This window comes from Helicobacter suis (assembly GCF_902196135.1).
In the GTDB taxonomy this organism is placed as follows: Bacteria; Campylobacterota; Campylobacteria; order Campylobacterales; family Helicobacteraceae; genus Helicobacter; species Helicobacter suis_A.
The window spans coordinates 82344-98139 of the sequence record NZ_CABIKE010000003.1 but is presented as its reverse complement, the minus strand read 5'-3'; the positions used below and the strand labels follow the sequence as shown (position 1 = coordinate 98139).

13 protein-coding genes and 1 other RNA gene are annotated in these 15796 nt (G+C 41.6%); 8 read left to right on the top strand and 6 right to left on the bottom strand.

The window, feature by feature from the left end:
• Position 1: 1 nt before the first annotated feature.
• Positions 2-1282, top strand: coding sequence for an O-antigen ligase family protein (locus tag G6Q06_RS03105; protein ID WP_240329181.1), 1281 nt, complete (start codon positions 2-4; stop codon positions 1280-1282).
• On the opposite strand, the gene G6Q06_RS03100 is transcribed toward G6Q06_RS03105, so the two are convergent.
• The 3 genes from G6Q06_RS03100 to G6Q06_RS03090 are packed head-to-tail and all read right to left on the bottom strand — an operon-like array spanning position 1235 to position 4725.
• Positions 1235-1963, bottom strand: coding sequence for a fumarate reductase iron-sulfur subunit (locus G6Q06_RS03100; protein WP_163533751.1), 729 nt, complete (start codon positions 1961-1963; stop codon positions 1235-1237). The genes G6Q06_RS03105 and G6Q06_RS03100 overlap by 48 nt on opposite strands.
• Complete coding sequence (locus tag G6Q06_RS03095; protein ID WP_163565688.1) at positions 1960-3945, bottom strand: fumarate reductase flavoprotein subunit; 1986 nt, start codon at positions 3943-3945, stop codon at positions 1960-1962. Before G6Q06_RS03095 ends, G6Q06_RS03100 begins: the two co-directional genes overlap by 4 nt.
• 12 nt (positions 3946-3957) lie before the next feature.
• On the bottom strand, positions 3958-4725 hold the full coding sequence (locus G6Q06_RS03090; protein ID WP_163565687.1) for a fumarate reductase cytochrome b subunit: 768 nt from the start codon (positions 4723-4725) through the stop codon (positions 3958-3960).
• A gap of 118 nt (positions 4726-4843) precedes the next feature.
• Here G6Q06_RS03090 and G6Q06_RS03085 point away from each other — a divergent pair, with 118 nt between their 5' ends.
• The 7 genes from G6Q06_RS03085 (at position 4844) to G6Q06_RS03055 (ending at position 10943) form a co-directional block, all read left to right on the top strand.
• Entirely contained in the window at positions 4844-5572 is a 729-nt protein-coding gene (locus G6Q06_RS03085; protein ID WP_163565686.1) for a triose-phosphate isomerase, read from the top strand.
• Entirely contained in the window at positions 5569-6585 is a 1017-nt protein-coding gene (gene lpxD / locus G6Q06_RS03080) for a UDP-3-O-(3-hydroxymyristoyl)glucosamine N-acyltransferase (protein ID WP_163565685.1), read from the top strand. The genes G6Q06_RS03085 and lpxD overlap by 4 nt, the downstream gene beginning before the upstream one ends.
• Positions 6585-7841 (top strand): MFS transporter, encoded by a 1257-nt coding sequence (locus G6Q06_RS03075; protein WP_205435812.1) that lies wholly within the window; start codon positions 6585-6587, stop codon positions 7839-7841. The genes lpxD and G6Q06_RS03075 overlap by 1 nt, the downstream gene beginning before the upstream one ends.
• Before the next feature lie 23 nt (positions 7842-7864).
• On the top strand, positions 7865-9406 hold the full coding sequence (locus G6Q06_RS03070; protein ID WP_163565683.1) for a phospholipase D family protein: 1542 nt from the start codon (positions 7865-7867) through the stop codon (positions 9404-9406).
• A 38-nt stretch (positions 9407-9444) separates the two neighbouring features.
• An RNA gene (rnpB, locus tag G6Q06_RS03065) (RNase P RNA component class A) lies at positions 9445-9767 on the top strand.
• Between the two features lie 13 nt (positions 9768-9780).
• A complete protein-coding gene (rsmH, locus tag G6Q06_RS03060; protein ID WP_163565735.1) occupies positions 9781-10635 on the top strand; it encodes a 16S rRNA (cytosine(1402)-N(4))-methyltransferase RsmH in 855 nt (284 codons plus the stop codon).
• Between the two features lie 2 nt (positions 10636-10637).
• Entirely contained in the window at positions 10638-10943 is a 306-nt protein-coding gene (locus tag G6Q06_RS03055; protein WP_163533745.1) for a hypothetical protein, read from the top strand.
• Here G6Q06_RS03055 and G6Q06_RS03050 read toward each other — a convergent pair.
• The 3 genes from G6Q06_RS03050 to G6Q06_RS03040 are packed head-to-tail and all read right to left on the bottom strand — an operon-like array spanning position 10940 to position 15747.
• Positions 10940-12838, bottom strand: a complete 1899-nt coding sequence (locus tag G6Q06_RS03050; protein WP_163565682.1) for a 6-hydroxymethylpterin diphosphokinase MptE-like protein — start codon at positions 12836-12838, stop codon at positions 10940-10942. The genes G6Q06_RS03055 and G6Q06_RS03050 overlap by 4 nt on opposite strands.
• Positions 12835-14259: a Do family serine endopeptidase gene (locus tag G6Q06_RS03045; RefSeq protein ID WP_205426725.1), complete on the bottom strand. Its 1425-nt coding sequence runs from the start codon at positions 14257-14259 to the stop codon at positions 12835-12837. The genes G6Q06_RS03050 and G6Q06_RS03045 overlap by 4 nt, the downstream gene beginning before the upstream one ends.
• A 57-nt stretch (positions 14260-14316) precedes the next feature.
• A complete protein-coding gene (locus G6Q06_RS03040; RefSeq protein ID WP_275896944.1) occupies positions 14317-15747 on the bottom strand; it encodes an amino acid permease in 1431 nt (476 codons plus the stop codon).
• Positions 15748-15796 lie beyond the last annotated feature (49 nt).

The following is a 15796-nucleotide window of genomic DNA, read 5'->3' as shown; positions in this document are numbered from 1 at the left end:
AATGGAGCTATCCGCCTTTAATCGGGTAGCCACCCTCTTTTTTGCTCTCTTTTTCCTCACTTCCTTTAAAAAGCCAATGGCACAGACTTTATTGGTGCTTTTGGCCTTAGCATCATTAATCTATTATTTCAAATACAAACCCCCCTTAGCGTTGAATAAACCTCTTAAATGGCTTGTTGTTGCTCTTTTGCTTTCCTTTCTTTGCGTACTGCCTAATTTATTTGTACAAAGCGATCTAGAGACTTGGCGCTATAATTTACGCGTACTCAACATGCCTTTAATCTATCTTTTAGGCGCGATAACTCTTATTTGCTTGAGCGGAATCTCTTTACAACTTAATGACAAACCTATTTTTTATAGCATGGCCTTTACCTGTGTGATCAATGGCGTTATCGCGCTGATTCAAAAAATAGGCTTAGCAATCGCGCGTACAGATGGATTTAGCACCATTGTGGGTTTTGCAACTTTAAGCTCTATTGCAATCTTAGGCTGTTATATTTATGCAATCTATTATGCTAGTAAAAATGAAAAGATCGCCTTTACTTTGGCCATGCTTTTAGGCTTTATTGTACTGCTCTTTAGTGCCACTAGAAGCGCTTGGATTGCCTTTACCTGTACTTTTTTAATCCTCTCTATTTGTATTTTAGTCCTGCAAAAATCCTTGCATGCTCTGCCCTACATGCTTGCTCTCACTCTCATTTTTACGGGTATGTTTTTTTGTAACCAAGCCTTAGAAACTAAACACCTCATCCAAGCCCCAAGAGCGCTTAATCAATCTTTTAAACAAGATTTAGAACTCTATGAGCATAAAAACCCCGATTCTAGCATTGGGGCGCGGCTTGCGCGCTGGAGGGAGGCAATGGCTATTGTACGCCTCTCACCTCTCTTTGGTATGAGTTTAAGTACTAAGTGCAAGCATTTAGAAGAAATTGTCAAACTAGCCCATTCTTATAGAAAAGCAAACACCATTGATTGTACCGAAAAATACGATAACCAGATTTTTAACACCCTTGCCCGTACTGGGCTTTTTGGCTTAGGGGTACTTTTGCTGCTTTGGGGGGTTATTTTTACTCTCTTTTGGCGCGCTTTAAAAACCCAGCCCACCCTTTGCTTACTCATGCTTAGCATGCTTTGTTTTTATATTGTGCTAGGGATTGGTTTTGATCCCTTTTCTTTCTTTATTGAGGGTAGTTTTTTTGTAGGGCTAATAGCATTGGGGGCTTTGCATGTTAAATCAGCGGTTGCGCCCGACTTTAGACATGCGGTTGCGCAAATCAGCTAAAGTGCCTTGTAAGGGCAATTCTTTAGGGCAGGTGTCATGGCAACCAATTAAACTCATGCACCCAAAAACCCCATCATCATCACCCACTAACTCGTAAAAATCATCATCGCTACGCTCATCATGTGAATCAAGCATAAAACGCACCGCGCGATTCATTCCTGCAGCCCCAATAAAATTAGGCCGCATGAGTTTAGTCCCACAAGCTGCAATACAACACCCACATTCAATACAGCGATCTAATTCAAAAACATTTTGGGCTTCATCTGGATCGATGCGCTCCTCTGGGCGGGTAATATCCACCTCTTTTTTATGATGTGCCCAACTCTCCACCCGTGCATCCATTTGTGCAAACCATTCGCCCGTATTCACGCTTAAATCTTTAATGAGGGGAAAAGAGGGCATGGGCATAAGTGTAATTGTATCCTCGCTAAAATTAGAGGTTAAAGTCTTGCAAGCCAAGCGCGGACGGCCATTAATCATCATCGCACAGCTCCCACAAATCCCCGCACGGCACACAAAATCAAAGCTCAAATCTGGATCCATCTTTTCCCGGATAATACCTAGCGCAATAAAAAGCGTCATAGAAGGGATTTCCTCAAGTTTATATTCTTTAAAATGCGGCTTAGACACCGCGCTTTGGGGATCAAATTTTAAAACTCTAATGGTAATGGTGCGACTCATGACTCTTCTCCTAGTCTGATATTTCTAGCTTTATATTTATCCTGCAATTCAAAGGGCATTAATGCTTCTTGTAAATCGTAGCGATCGCCTCCCTTAGCCTTGATTTCCTCTGTAATCTGAGCAATTTCTGCATCTCTTTTTTCTTTAAGAGGGTGGGGGATAAAATTACCCTTTGCGCCATACCCCCTAAAATCCGGGCTAATTTCCATTTTCATAATGTCTAATGGCTCATATTCTAGTGTGGGCAAGGTTTGGTTAGGATCAGGCCAAGAGGCCAAAGTGCGGTTTAGCCAGTTAGCATCATCTCTTTTAGGGTGATCAATTCGTGTATGCGCCCCGCGGCTTTCAGTGCGATCTAGCGCACCTTTGGCAATACAAAGCGCGATTTTAAGCATTTTTTGGGTGCGGTAGGTATCCTCCAACTCGGGGTTATTGTGTAACTTTTTATTTTTCACTTGGATATTTTTAGATCGTTTATAAAGATCTTCAAGCTCGTTTAAAGCCTCCTCTAACACCTGCCCCTCGCGAAACACACCCACTTTTTCATCCATAATTTCACGCATGCGCTCTCTAATCACATACACATCTTCTTTTCCCTCATTGTGTAACAAATGGTGTAAATAATCCTCACTTGCGCGGATGAAATTCTCTACAATGTGGGTACTAATATCTAATTCCGCGCTTTTACAGTGTTGGGCAAAATAATCCCCGATGATCATTCCAGCCACCACAGCCTCACTTACTGAATTACCCCCCAGTCTGTTAAACCCGTGTAAATCCCAACACGCCGCCTCACCGGCACAAAAAAGCCCCTTAAGGTGGGTATGCCCCTTACAATCGGTGCGCAAACCCCCCATCGAATAGTGTTGCATAGGCTTAACAGGCACCCAACCCTTGCTCCCCTCATCAGCTGGATCGATTCCTGCAAAGGTTTTAGCAATGCCTTGTACATCGCGTAAGTTCTTTTCAATATGCGCACGCCCTAGAATAGAAATATCTAACCATAAATGCTCCCCATAAGGTGAGGGTACGCCTTTACCTTTTTTGATATGCTCTAACATGCGCCGACTCACCACATCACGGCTGGCTAATTCTTTTTTCTCTGGTTCATAATCCGGCATAAAGCGATAACCATCTTTATCGCGCAAAACCCCGCCATCGCCTCTGCACCCCTCCGTCATTAAAATCCCGCTTGGTACAAGCGCGGTAGGGTGAAACTGCACCGCCTCCATATTGCCCAGTTTAGCAATCCCTGTTTCTAAAGCGCTAGCTATCCCTACACCATCACAAATTACAGCATTTGTGGTGTGTTTATAGACCCGCCCATAGCCCCCTGTAGCTAGAAGTGTGCCTTTGGAGACATAACCGGCTAATTCTCCAGTGATAAGATCGCGCACCACCGCGCCATAACATTTACCCCCATGGTGGATAAGCGCGATCATCTCTTTGCGATCTTCAATCTTGACATTATGGTGTAAAGCTTCATTAGCCACAGTATAAAGCATGGTATGGCCAGTCGCATCAGCAGTAAAACAAGTACGCCACTTTTTAGTCCCCCCAAAATCACGACTCAAAATATAGCCGTGCCGATCCTCGCGTTCGGTAATGGTTACATGTTCGCCATTAATTACAGCCGGTCGATCGCCCTTTTTAATGCGAGTCCATGGCACGCCCCAACTAGCCAACTCGCGGATAGCCTTAGGTGCGGTGGTTACAAACATGCGCGCTACTTGTTGATCACACCCCCAGTCGCTCCCCTTAACCGTATCTAAAAAATGCAGATCTTCATTATCCCCCTCACTCATCTTAGCATTGCCTAAGCTTGCTTGCATGCCCCCTTGTGCGGCAGCTGAGTGGCTGCGTCTTACAGGTACTAAACTTAGCACCACCACATCTAAACCTACTTGGCGGCAGGCAATGCTAGCACGCAAACCCGCTAAGCCCCCCCCAATCACCAACGCATCGCAATAAACAATCTTCATTTCAAATCCTTTTTAGTCTTTATGGAGTTTTTCATCGGCTTGTTTAGCCTGTTGCATGGTTGTAATGCCTGCCTCTTTTCCGGCTATGCCTTTTTTGATATAAGCCGCATAGGTGAGTAAGCCTAGCACGATAAAAAACACACTCATGCCCCATTTGATTTTGCGCAATTGTTCAATGCCTAAGTCTTTAAACCACCCCCATTTAATAGCTAAGCGGTAAAGCCCAATAGAGCCGTGCAACTCTACAGAAATAAGCAAAAAGATGTAGAGTAACCAAAAATGCTGGGTTACAAAACGATAAGAGGAGGCATGCGGGCCAATGCTACTAGGCTGGGTGAGCATGACAAAGAGGTGGATACTGGCTAGAAAAAACATCGCAAAACCCGTTCCGGCTTGTACCATCCACAAACTCGTATCGCCATGGGCCATGAGGTGTTTGTGGGTTTTAAAAACTTGGTATTGGCGGTAATTAATAGGAAATTTGCGCATGGCTAAAAACGCATGGGCAACTAAAATCACAATCACCCCTGCTGCTACCACGCTTACAATGGCTGGCTCTCCTGCTTTGATTAAAAAACTCCCTTCAAAAAACTTAGCCACAGTTTCCATGGCCTTATCGCTAATTAAAATACTGCTCACTAAAAACATATGCGCGATCATAAAAAGCGCTAAAATAAGCCCCGTGGCACTTTGTAAAAAATCTAGTTTGGCGTAGATTCCACTTTTTTTGCGTTCTGCACTAACCCCATAATACCCTTCAATAATTTCCTCTTGTTGCATGCCTGCCTCGTACTTTCAAAAATTTTGCCCAAATAGTAGCGCATTTATGATATTTTTGAGTAAACTTTGAATTAGGATTTGTAGGTTAAGATGTTTGAGAAACTTTTTGGAGTGTGGCGTGAAATATGTTTTGGCTAATTTAAAATCGTACGCGTTAGATGTTTTGCCCTATGTGAATTATTTAGAGCAAAATTTAGATCCTAAATTAGCTCCCTTTATCACGCTTTTTCCTCCTCTGCTTTGCTTAGAAAAATTCAGTTCCTCTAAGCATTTCGAGCTAGGTATGCAAAATGCCTACCCTGCTTTAGAGGGCGCTTTTACAGGAGAGATCACGCTAAAAGCCCTGCAGAATCAAAAAATAGAAACTGTTTTAATCGGGCATAGCGAAAGGCGCTTACTTTTAAAAGAAAGTTTAGAGATGTGCCGTGCTAAATTTGATTTTTACAAAGATCAAGGTTTTAAGATCGTCTTTTGTGTGGGAGAATCTTTAGAAGTGCGCCAAAAAGGCATAGAAGCACTTTTAGAGTTTTTAACAAACCAACTAGCCGGTATTGATGTGTCTTATCCTAAACTCATTTTAGCCTATGAGCCTATTTGGGCCATTGGTACAGGAATTAGCGCGCAAACAAAAGAGATTGAGCAGACTTTAGAGCGCCTTAAGGGAGTTTTAAAAAGCACGCAGGGCGTTACACCCTTTATTGTTTATGGCGGGAGTGTGCAACTAAATAATGTAGAGGAAATTTTAAATATCCCCGTTGTAGATGGCGTGCTTGTTGGCAAAGCCTCTTTGAAAGCCAAAGACCTACTTGAAATCATAAAAATCAGTTCTACTAAGGAGTTTGCATGACCTTGCAACATTTGCTTAAAACCTATGCGTTAGAAATCACCCTCCCCTCTAATTTTAAAGATTTTGAGGTAGCCGGGATTGCGCCTTTAGAGTTAGCCACGCAACAACATATCAGCTATGTGGATCAAAAATCCTATGTTAAAAAGCTTAAAGATACTAAGGCCGGGGCTGTTTTTATCCGTGCCGAGCATGCAAACAAAGTCCCCTCAATGAGCCAAGCCCTTATCGTAGAAAACCCCCACCTTGCCTTTGCCCTTATTTCAGATGCCTTTAAAGTAGAAATGTTTGCAAATCCACATGCTCAAAATACCCCAAAACTAGGCGAGGGCGTAATCTTAATGCCAAATGTTGTGGTGGGCGAAGGCGTAGAAATTGGTAATCACAGCGTGATCATGGCTAATGTGGTGATTGGCGATCATGTCAAAATTGGCGCGCATTGTAAGATTTATCCTAATGTTACTATCTATCAAAACACCACCATTGGCGATCATGTTTACATCCATGCTAATAGCGTGATTGGTAGCGACGGTTTTGGATATGCCCACACTAAACAAGGCGCGCATGTTAAAATTGAGCATACCGGCTGTGTATGCATTGATAATTGGGTAGAAATTGGGGCTAGTACCACTATCGATCGCGCTGTCTTTGGCATCACCCATATTAAAGAGGGTGTTAAAATTGATAATCTTGTACAGGTGGGGCATAACTGCGTTTTAGGCGAACATTCCATTATTGTAGCGCAGGTGGGGCTTTCAGGTTCTACAACTATGGGGCGCAATGTGGTTTTAGGCGGACAAGTAGGCACAGGAGGACATATGCACATTGGTGAGTTTAGCCAAATTGGAGGTAAGGGAGCTGTGGGTAAGGATTTACCCCCACATACAAATTATGCCGGAGCCATTCCAGCAATGGAGATTCACGAGTGGCATCACTTTTTAGCCACGCTGAGGCGCTTTGTTAAAAAGCAAAAACCTAGCCTGCTTGAGAAGGCTAGAGGGTTGTGGAGACGCTAATGCAAAATCTAAGCCGTGCCCAAAAAATTAGGTCTCTCATCGCCGCAGCCAGCGGGAACTTGGTAGAGTGGTTTGATTTTTATATTTATGCCTTTAGTGCTACCTATTTTGCCCACTCCTTTTCTGAATCAAGTAGCCCTATTGTCCAGCAAATCCAAGTTTTTGGGATTTTTGCTGTCGGTTTTCTTATGCGTCCTCTGGGTTCTTGGTTTTTTGGATCATTGGCTGATAGAATAGGGCGTAAAAAATCCATGATCTTATCTGTATGCTTAATGGCTGCTGGGTCTTTTCTCATCGCGGCCTTGCCTACTAAAGAAAAGGTGGGCGATTTGGCGATTTTACTTTTGTTAGTAGCGCGCATGATTCAGGGTTTAAGCGTGGGTGGAGAATATGGCATTGTAGCGACTTATTTATCTGAACTAGGTTCTAAAGGTAAACGCGGGTTTTATTCCTCTTTCCAGCATAGTACCATTGTCGGGGGACAATTTTTAGCGGTGGCCTCTATTGAGCTGGTGTTGCTAGTTTTTAGTGCGGCTGAGGTGATGGATTTTGCATGGCGATTTCTCTTTGTACTGGGCGGACTCTTGGCTTTGGGCTCTTTACTAGCGCGGCGGCTAATGGATGAGAGTTCTAGTGAACTTGAAGAACATGCCGATCGCGGAACTTTAAAAGGCTTGTTGCCTTATTGGAATTTGTGCTTAATTGTCTTTATCATTGCTGCTGGCGGATCTTTAGCCTTTTATACCATCACCACCTATGCTAAAACCTACATAGAAAACGCGGGCATGGCTAAACCTGTGGTGAATCAAATTTTTATGGGGGGGCTTTTTATTTTAATGGTTATCCAACCCCTCTTTGGCTTTATAGGGGATAAAATTGGGCATAAAAACGCGGTTCTTGTTTTCACGGTTTTAGCCTTCTTTGGTATTTATCCTCTCTTCAAGCTCTTACCCATCTATGTGAACCACCCGGCTATTGTCTTTTTTATCGTGATCGCGCTTTTTTCAATTTTAAGTTTTTATACCTCTGTTACAAGCATCGTTACTGCTTCGCTCTTTCCTGAACATGTCCGCGCTTTAGGCACGGGTTTTAGTTTTGCTCTGGGTAATGCGCTGTGTGGGGGCTCAGCTACTTATGTGGCCTTGCAGTTTAAAAACGCCCATATAGAAAATGGCTTTTTTGTGTATGTGGCGGTTTTAATGGTTTTAATGTTTATTGCGGCCATGTGTTTACCCAAAAAGGAATTGTTGGATTGATAGAGGTAAAATAGGCTAGTTAGTTGTGGCGGTTTTTATGTATCTGTATAAGCCTTTTATTAAGTGGCTGTCTCTCTCTTAAAACATTAAAAGAACCCTACAAAAGCCTAGAAACCTATGACCCTCTGCAAACTCCTTTAGGGCAGATTTATGCAAAGACTTTACAAAAAGACCCACTCAAAAGCTTAGGTTTTATTTTACAAGAGGGCGATAAAGCCCTTTTGCAGCGCATCGCACTCATTCGTTTAGCTGTGCACAATATAGATATCCAAACTTATTTATATAAAAACGACATCTCTTCGCGGGTGATGATGTCTGAGCTCTACAAAGCGGCTAATAGAGGTGTAAAAGTGCGGCTACTCATTGATGATAATGGGCTAGATTCAGACATGTCAGATATTATTATGCTTAATACCCACCCTAATATTGATGTTAAAATCTTTAACCCCTATCATATCCGCAATAAAGGTCTGCGCTATTTTGAGATCATGGCCAATTACGATCAGATTGAAAAACGGATGCACAACAAGATTTTTATTGTGGATAATGTGGCTTTGGTTATTGGGGGGCGTAATATTGCAGATGTTTATTTTGATAATGATTTAGAAGAGAATTTTTTAGACACCGACGCGCTGTTTTTAGGGGCTGTGAGTTTACAGGCTAAGAAAAGTTTTTTAGATTATTGGAATTGTAAAGATGCTGTCCCTGCTAACCTGCTACCAAGCCATGCTAAGTTAAAAAAATACGCCAAAAACTACAGCCACAGCCTTTCTAAATTGCTTTTAGGCGAGCAAAATAGCTATGATGAGCAGGTAGAAGCCTTTATAGAAAAACTCCTTCATAAGAGAAATAAAGCTTATGAGGGGCAAGCCTCTTTTATTGCCGATAGCCCTTTTAAAATCCATGATCTTAAACCCCACTCGCCTATTAATCAAGCCCTCCAAGATATTCTCAAACAAACCACTAATTCTTTATACATCGCCTCCTCCTATCTTATCCCCGGCCCCACTCTTCTTAAACTTTTAACAGAAAAGCTTGATCAAGGCCTAGAGGTAAATATCTTGACTAATTCGCTAGCCTCCACAGATGCCATTGTGGTTTATGGGGCGTGGGAACGGTATGCTAAAAAACTGGTCAAGGCAGGGGCTAATGTTTATGAGACTAAGAGTGATTTTTTCCACTATGTCAAATACACCCGTAAGGGGCTTAAACTCAAGATCAAAGGCCGTTTAAAAAATTCTTTGCACAGTAAAACCTTGATTTTTGATGGGCAAAAAACTTGGATAGGTAGTTTTAATTTAGATGCGCGCTCGGCTAATATCAACACCGAATCGGTGGTGGTGTTTGATAATAGCGATTTTGCTACTTATTTACAGCAGCGCATGCAAGATCAAATGCGCGCTAGTTGGCATTTGCTCTTAGAAAAACATGCACTCCATTCGCGTTTAGTGTGGGAGGGGGTGGAGGGTGGGCAGGTGGTGCGCCATATTAAGCCCCCGGACACTTCGCCTTTTTTGCGCTTTATTAAAAATTGGTCTAAGATTTTGCCAGAAAGTGAATTATAATGCTTGTTTTCTAAGAAATTTTACTTTATAATGCGCCCTTGCATGGGCGGTGGTTGCTTTGGGTCAAACCAAAGAGGAAAGTCCGAGCTACTCAAGACAGGATTCCATTTAACGGATGGCTAGCGTAAGCTAAGGGAAAGTGCCACAGAAAAGAACCGCTCTTTTTAGAGTAAGGGTGAAAAGGTGGGGTAAGAGCCCACCGCACCCCAAGTAATTGGGGTTGGCTTAGGTAAACCCAATCCGTAGCAAGAAGTGCATGGTAGAGTCTTAAATGCGGCACTTCGCAAGAGGTGGGTTGTAAAACCCATCCACAGATAAATAACCACCCACGACAGAACTCGGCTTATGCCCATGCACCCATAAAAGGAAAGTATCTGCACCAAAGTGTTTTATTAGAAGAAGTTGTTGCTATTTTTCAAGAAGTGATTAAATCCCATTTAGAGCCTGTTTTAATAGACTGCACTCTAGGTTTAGGCGGGCATACCCTAGCCTTACTCCAAACCTACCCAAATCTGCGCGTTATTGGCATAGAAAGAGATAAAGAGGCTAGTGAGCAAGCCTTAGAAAAGCTCACACCCTTTGCACATCGTTTTTCCTTTAAAAGCGGGAATTTTGCGACTATTCTACCCTCTCTTTTAAAGGAAAATCGTATTTGTGGGGTTTTAGCAGATTTGGGGGTGAGTTCTTTACAATTAGATCGTTTAGATCGTGGTTTTAGTTTTAACGCCCCCACTTTAGATATGCGTATGGACACTCATCAAAGCTTAGATGCCTCTAAAGTGATTAACACCTATAGCACCTATGCCTTAGAAAAGATTTTGCAAGCAGGAGAGGTATATGCGCCTAAGAAAATGGCTAATCTGATTGTGCAAAATAGACCCTTTTATAGCGCCAAAGACTTTGCAGATTTTATAAGCCAGCATAGCCGCCATAGCAAGCACCACCCCGCTACCTTGATCTTTCAGGCTATTAGAATGGAAGTTAACTCAGAAATGCACAATTTAGATCAGCTTTTAGAGTGTGTGCAAAGTTTAGAGGAGGCGATTGTATGTATCATCTCTTTCCACTCTTTAGAGGATAGAAAAGTCAAACACGCCTTTAAAGAATGGGCGCAAAACAGAGGGGTTTTGCTCTTTAAAAAACCCATTATTCCTAGTAAAAAGGCAATTCAAGAGAATAGGCGTGCGCGGAGTGCTAAAATGCGCGCGTTTTATTTCAAAGGGGCTTAAGGGTGATTGAAGAGACAGAGGAGAGGCGTCTTAGAACTAGCAATAAAGAGCGGGAGGCTTTATTTGCACATGAGCAAAAAGAGCGACAAGGACTTTCTCCTGCCTCTTTGGCGGTGGTTTTGGGCATGTTATTTATTGCTTTGATTCTTTTTACCCCTAAAATTTATTTAACCAATAATATTTATTACACTAGCCGCGTGATTCAAAAGTTATCTAGCCAAAAAGAATTACTTCAAGAGGAAAAACACCGCCTTGAGCTTGAGTTAGAAAAACAGCGCTACAAATACAATATTGAAAACATGCCCTAGATTTTGCTTTTATGCTGCAAAACTTGCCAGCGGTAGCGCCCTATCATTTTCTCTAAAGTGGATAATAGGATTTCTTTAGCCTGTGCATAAAAACTAGGGATGTCGCTTTGTTTGAGGTGTAAAGAAGAGACAAGCATGTGTAAACATATATGCGATAAAGAGCCCTCTAAGAGAATACCGGCTAAAGGTTCTTCTTGAATACTTTTGACACTCAAAGTACTGATACAATCTATTAAGTGATACAAGTCTTTTTTACTTGTAATAGAGGTTTGTAAGAGAGCCTTTAGTTTTGTTTGAAAAGTTTCTAGGGGAGTTATGCAAAGAGTGGGGGATTGATTTTTTTTAAAGGCTTGTTTGATGTGCCGGATAGCTTTGGATTTTTGATAAGGTTTAAAATGTAAATCTTGTGGGTGGGTAGGGATTGTATGCTTGATAAAAGCCCCGCTAGAAAGATTATAAACCCGCATTTTTTGTTTGGCAAATAGCGCAGACATTTGCATTTGAGAGAGCAAAAATAACCCATCGCTAAATACTCTTGTGTCTTCAAAATTAGAACGCACCTCTAGGGTATCAGGAGGGATAGAGGGCTTTTCAACCCCATAATAAGAGCCTTTGGCATGTTTGCTCTGTCCTTCTATATAACCACAATCTAACCCGCATAAAATTAAAGTAGAACTAAATAGGCTAGCTAGCGCTACTCCGGCATTACCTACAAAGGGTGCGCTATATTCTACGCTTAAATGTGGGTAAATATACCCGCTAGCGCTCCCTCCACGCATGAACATGTAAGATTCTTTGGCTAATTTTAAAGCTTCTGGATTGATCATATTAGCACACATCAAAGGAGTATCACCTAGGGGAGCGTTTAATAACACTTCTTTTAAGTAACTAATGCGTTCAATTTCAACTTGAAAATCTACCAAAATCCCATGCGATTTAAGTACCTTAAGCGCTGTACCGCAACTAAAGATCACCATTTCTTTAGCATGTTCTTTTAAAAAGGGAAGTAGATTATTTAAACTAGGTCCATTACCCACAACACAAATAGGCATTTCTATGCGCTTGATTCTTTTTGGGTGGAGTAAAGAGGGGTTGTACTTGAAATTTTCTAAAGTGTTATTTAAACCCAACATCTCATCTTCAAAGCTACCCCAACCCCTTAAGGCGCTTTTTTTAGCCATGTTAAAGCGGTGGGCTATTTCTTGGCTTATCTTGTCTTTATAGGGGTCAAATTCTAAATGTAAAAAACTATGCGTGATTTTTTTATGAGTAAAAATATGCTGGAATAGATTAACATTTAGCTTTTCAAGACTAATCACACAGCTATTTGGGGGGGTTGTGTTAAACAATTGCCTATAATTGATAAAGTAACAGCTAATGCGCAGCAAATCTATATGCTCTTCAAAAAGATAAAGCGCGTGGAAAAAAGCCCCCTGTTCTAATAACAAAGCTAAAAATAGCCCTCCAGCTAGCCCATAAATAGCCGTAGGCGGGTAAAAATTTCGTCCTAAATGGTATTCTTGGCTACAAGGATAGGTACTAACCACTTCAATTATAGCTTGGCAGGCTTGATTGGTTAAAGAAAGCGTACTTGGGCCTAAACTCACCCCATTATCATGGAGTTGCCATTTTGGGTTATTTAAAATATGCTCTGCCCAGTCTTTTGAGATGGCTAACATCTGGTGCTTGCCCTCTAAACAAGGGAAGAGTAAAGTACCATTTGTAAGATTAAGAATATTGATCCCACCTACATCATAGAGGAGATTATAAAGAGTGGGGGGGGGTAAAAGTTTAGCGTAAAGCTTAGGCAAATGCGCTTTAAAGAAAGTCAAATTATCTCTAAAACACGCCCCTATTTTTTCCTCAGAAATCCCCTCCTGAGTTAAAACACTCACTTAGCCACAATTTGTTTATAGCCTCTATTTGGATCAAAAACCAAGAAGCGTTTAGTCATATTTCTATAGCGTGTAAGCGCACGGTTGAAATCCTCAATATTTCTAATGCTGACATTTTCAATTTGCATGATCACATCTCCTTGTCTAAAGCCTAATTCTTGAGCTTTAGAATTATCCTTAACATCTTGGATAAACACGCCATGGATATTTTCAGGAATGTGCGCTTCTTTGCGTAATCTAGGGGTGAGGGTTTCAACTTTAATGCCGCTTAATTGGCCATTTACGCCCTCATGGGTTGTACTAGTCTCTCTTTTATTGGGATTTTTGCGCTCAGCTAATACAAGACTTGTTGTGTATTCTCGCTTGTTGCGTATGTATTTAATGGTGATGTGTTGGTTAGGTGCAAGAGAGCCAATGAGATTGCGCAATTCAGCCGCATTTTTGACCCTTTTACCATTTACCTCAGTGATTAAATCCCAGATCATCAAACCCGCTTTTTTAGCCGGTGAGTCTTTTTCAATGCTAATCACAACAGCCCCTTCTTTACCATTATAGCTATCTTGTAACTCGCTACTCACATCTTGAATCCCTACACCCAAATAGCCCCTATGAATCGTACCGGTTCTAATAAGCTGGGTTGCAATGTGTTTAACTGTGTTAGAAGGAATGGCAAAACCTACGCCGTGATTACCCCCCGTGCGAGATAAGATAGCGGTATTAATGCCTACTAATCCCCCGCGACTATCAATTAATGCCCCCCCGGAGTTACCCGGATTAATCGCCGCATCGGTTTGGATAAAGTTTTCATAATTATTAATCCCAATTCCGGTTTTGTTTAAAGCTGAGACAATGCCTTGTGTTACGGTTTCACCCACTCCAAAAGGATTACCAATCGCAAAAACTAAATCCCCTACTAAAGTTGTACTGCTATCTGAAAACTGGATCACAGGTAGGTTTTCTTTATTGATTTTAATGACGGCCAAATCGCTATCTGCATCTGTACCAACTAAAGTAGCAGAATATTCTTTATTGCTCCCCGGAATGGTTACAGAAATTTTATCAGCCCCGTCAATGACATGGTTATTAGTAACAATGTAGCCATTTTTAGAAATGATCACCCCACTCCCTAAAGCCCTTTCTATGCGATCTTTAGGGATAGCGTTGTATAAATCCCCAAAAAATTGCTGGAAGAAAGGATCGTTAAACATTCCCCCACCCATGAAATTGCTCTTGATTTTCTTTTGGGTAGAAATATTTACAACAGCCTTAGTTGCCTCTTTGACAGAATCATGGTAGGAATAGATAGTACTATTCCCACTATCTGCACCTACGCGCTTTTGTACCGGTGGCATGTTTTGGATATTAATCGTAGCAGCCCCTAGCGCTACGGCTAATGCTGTACTTAACGCCATAAACCTCATCAAACATCCTTTAAATTATTTTTACACACAAACCGCCCCAGTATAGCTAAACTTTGTTTAATCTAGCCCCATTTGAGGGCAATACCCCCATCTATTCTTGGTTGCATAATAGGCAATATAGCAGAAAAACACATAGATCAAAGTCGCATAAGCCCCAATGCGCTGTTCAGGGTCTATATAAGCCCCAATCACCCCCACAACACACCCGCTAATTCCTACAAACTGGATTAAGGGTAAAAATGGAGCGCGGTAGGGTAAATCATTAAGAGATTTGCCTGAGGCGATAAATTGTTTACGGAAATTATACTGCGCGATGCTCACACTAATCCAGACAATAATAACGGTAAAACTAATAAGATTAATGAGGGCTTCAATGATTTTTTCGGGTGCATAAATTTTAGTGAGCATGCCCAAACAGGTAAATGCCATAGAAAGATAAACCGCATAAACAGGTGTTCCTTTGTTATTGAGTTTAGCAAAAAGAGGGAAAAACATCTTTTTTTGGGCTAAACCATAAATCATACGGCTAGAAGCATAAACACCGGAGTTAGCTGTAGAAAGAATAGCGGTAATGATGACAAAATTCATAATATCTGCGGCGTAGGGAATACCCGTACCTAAAAAGGGCAAAGGGATACGCTCTAGTGTGTTGACAAAGGGGCTTTGTGAAATACTTGAATCGGTCATGGGCAAAAAAACAGAAATGATAAAAACAGAGCCTAGAAAGAAAAAGACAATGCGCCATAATGTAGCCTTAATCGCTTTTGGCATCACAGAACTTGGATCTTTAGTTTCACCCACAGCTACGCCAATAATTTCTGTGCCTGTATAAGCAAAGATCACGGCTAAAACAACCCCAAAAATGGCATAACTCCCCTTAGGGAACAATCCGGGGTTGAGGTGATGGATGGAATCAGCACTGAAATAAAAATTATGTAAAACACTGCCTAAACCATGTAAATACGCTTGGTATAAAATCCCAATCACGCCTAAAACAATAAAAATAAAGACAGCTAAAACCTTAATAGAGGCTAAAAAAAACTCCCCCTCAGCAAAAATACGCACAGATAAGGAATTAAGTACAAAAATAAGTACAAAGCAAGCACTCACCCAGTAATAAACAGGGACATGGGGAAACCATCTTTGCATTAAAAACCCCACCGCGATGTATTCCACAGCTACAGAGATAATCCAGCCCACCCAATACACCCAAAACACCATGTAGCCTGTTGCAGGGCCAATAAAGCGACTCGCATAATCCCCAAAACTTCCGGTTGAAGGGTAGACACTGGCTAACTCCCCTAAAGATAAAACAATGGAGTAGACAATCACGCCCCCTATTAAATAGGCAATCAAAGTCCCCAAGGGTCCAGCATTAGCAATATTGCCCCCCGTCCCTACAAATAAGCCCGTTCCAATCGTCCCGCCTAAGGCAATCATGAGTAATTGCCGTAGTTTAATATCGCGTTTTAATGTTTCATTTTCCACAAGTTTCCTTTCACCCTCTCCTCTCACACCGCCACTAAAACCACTTAAG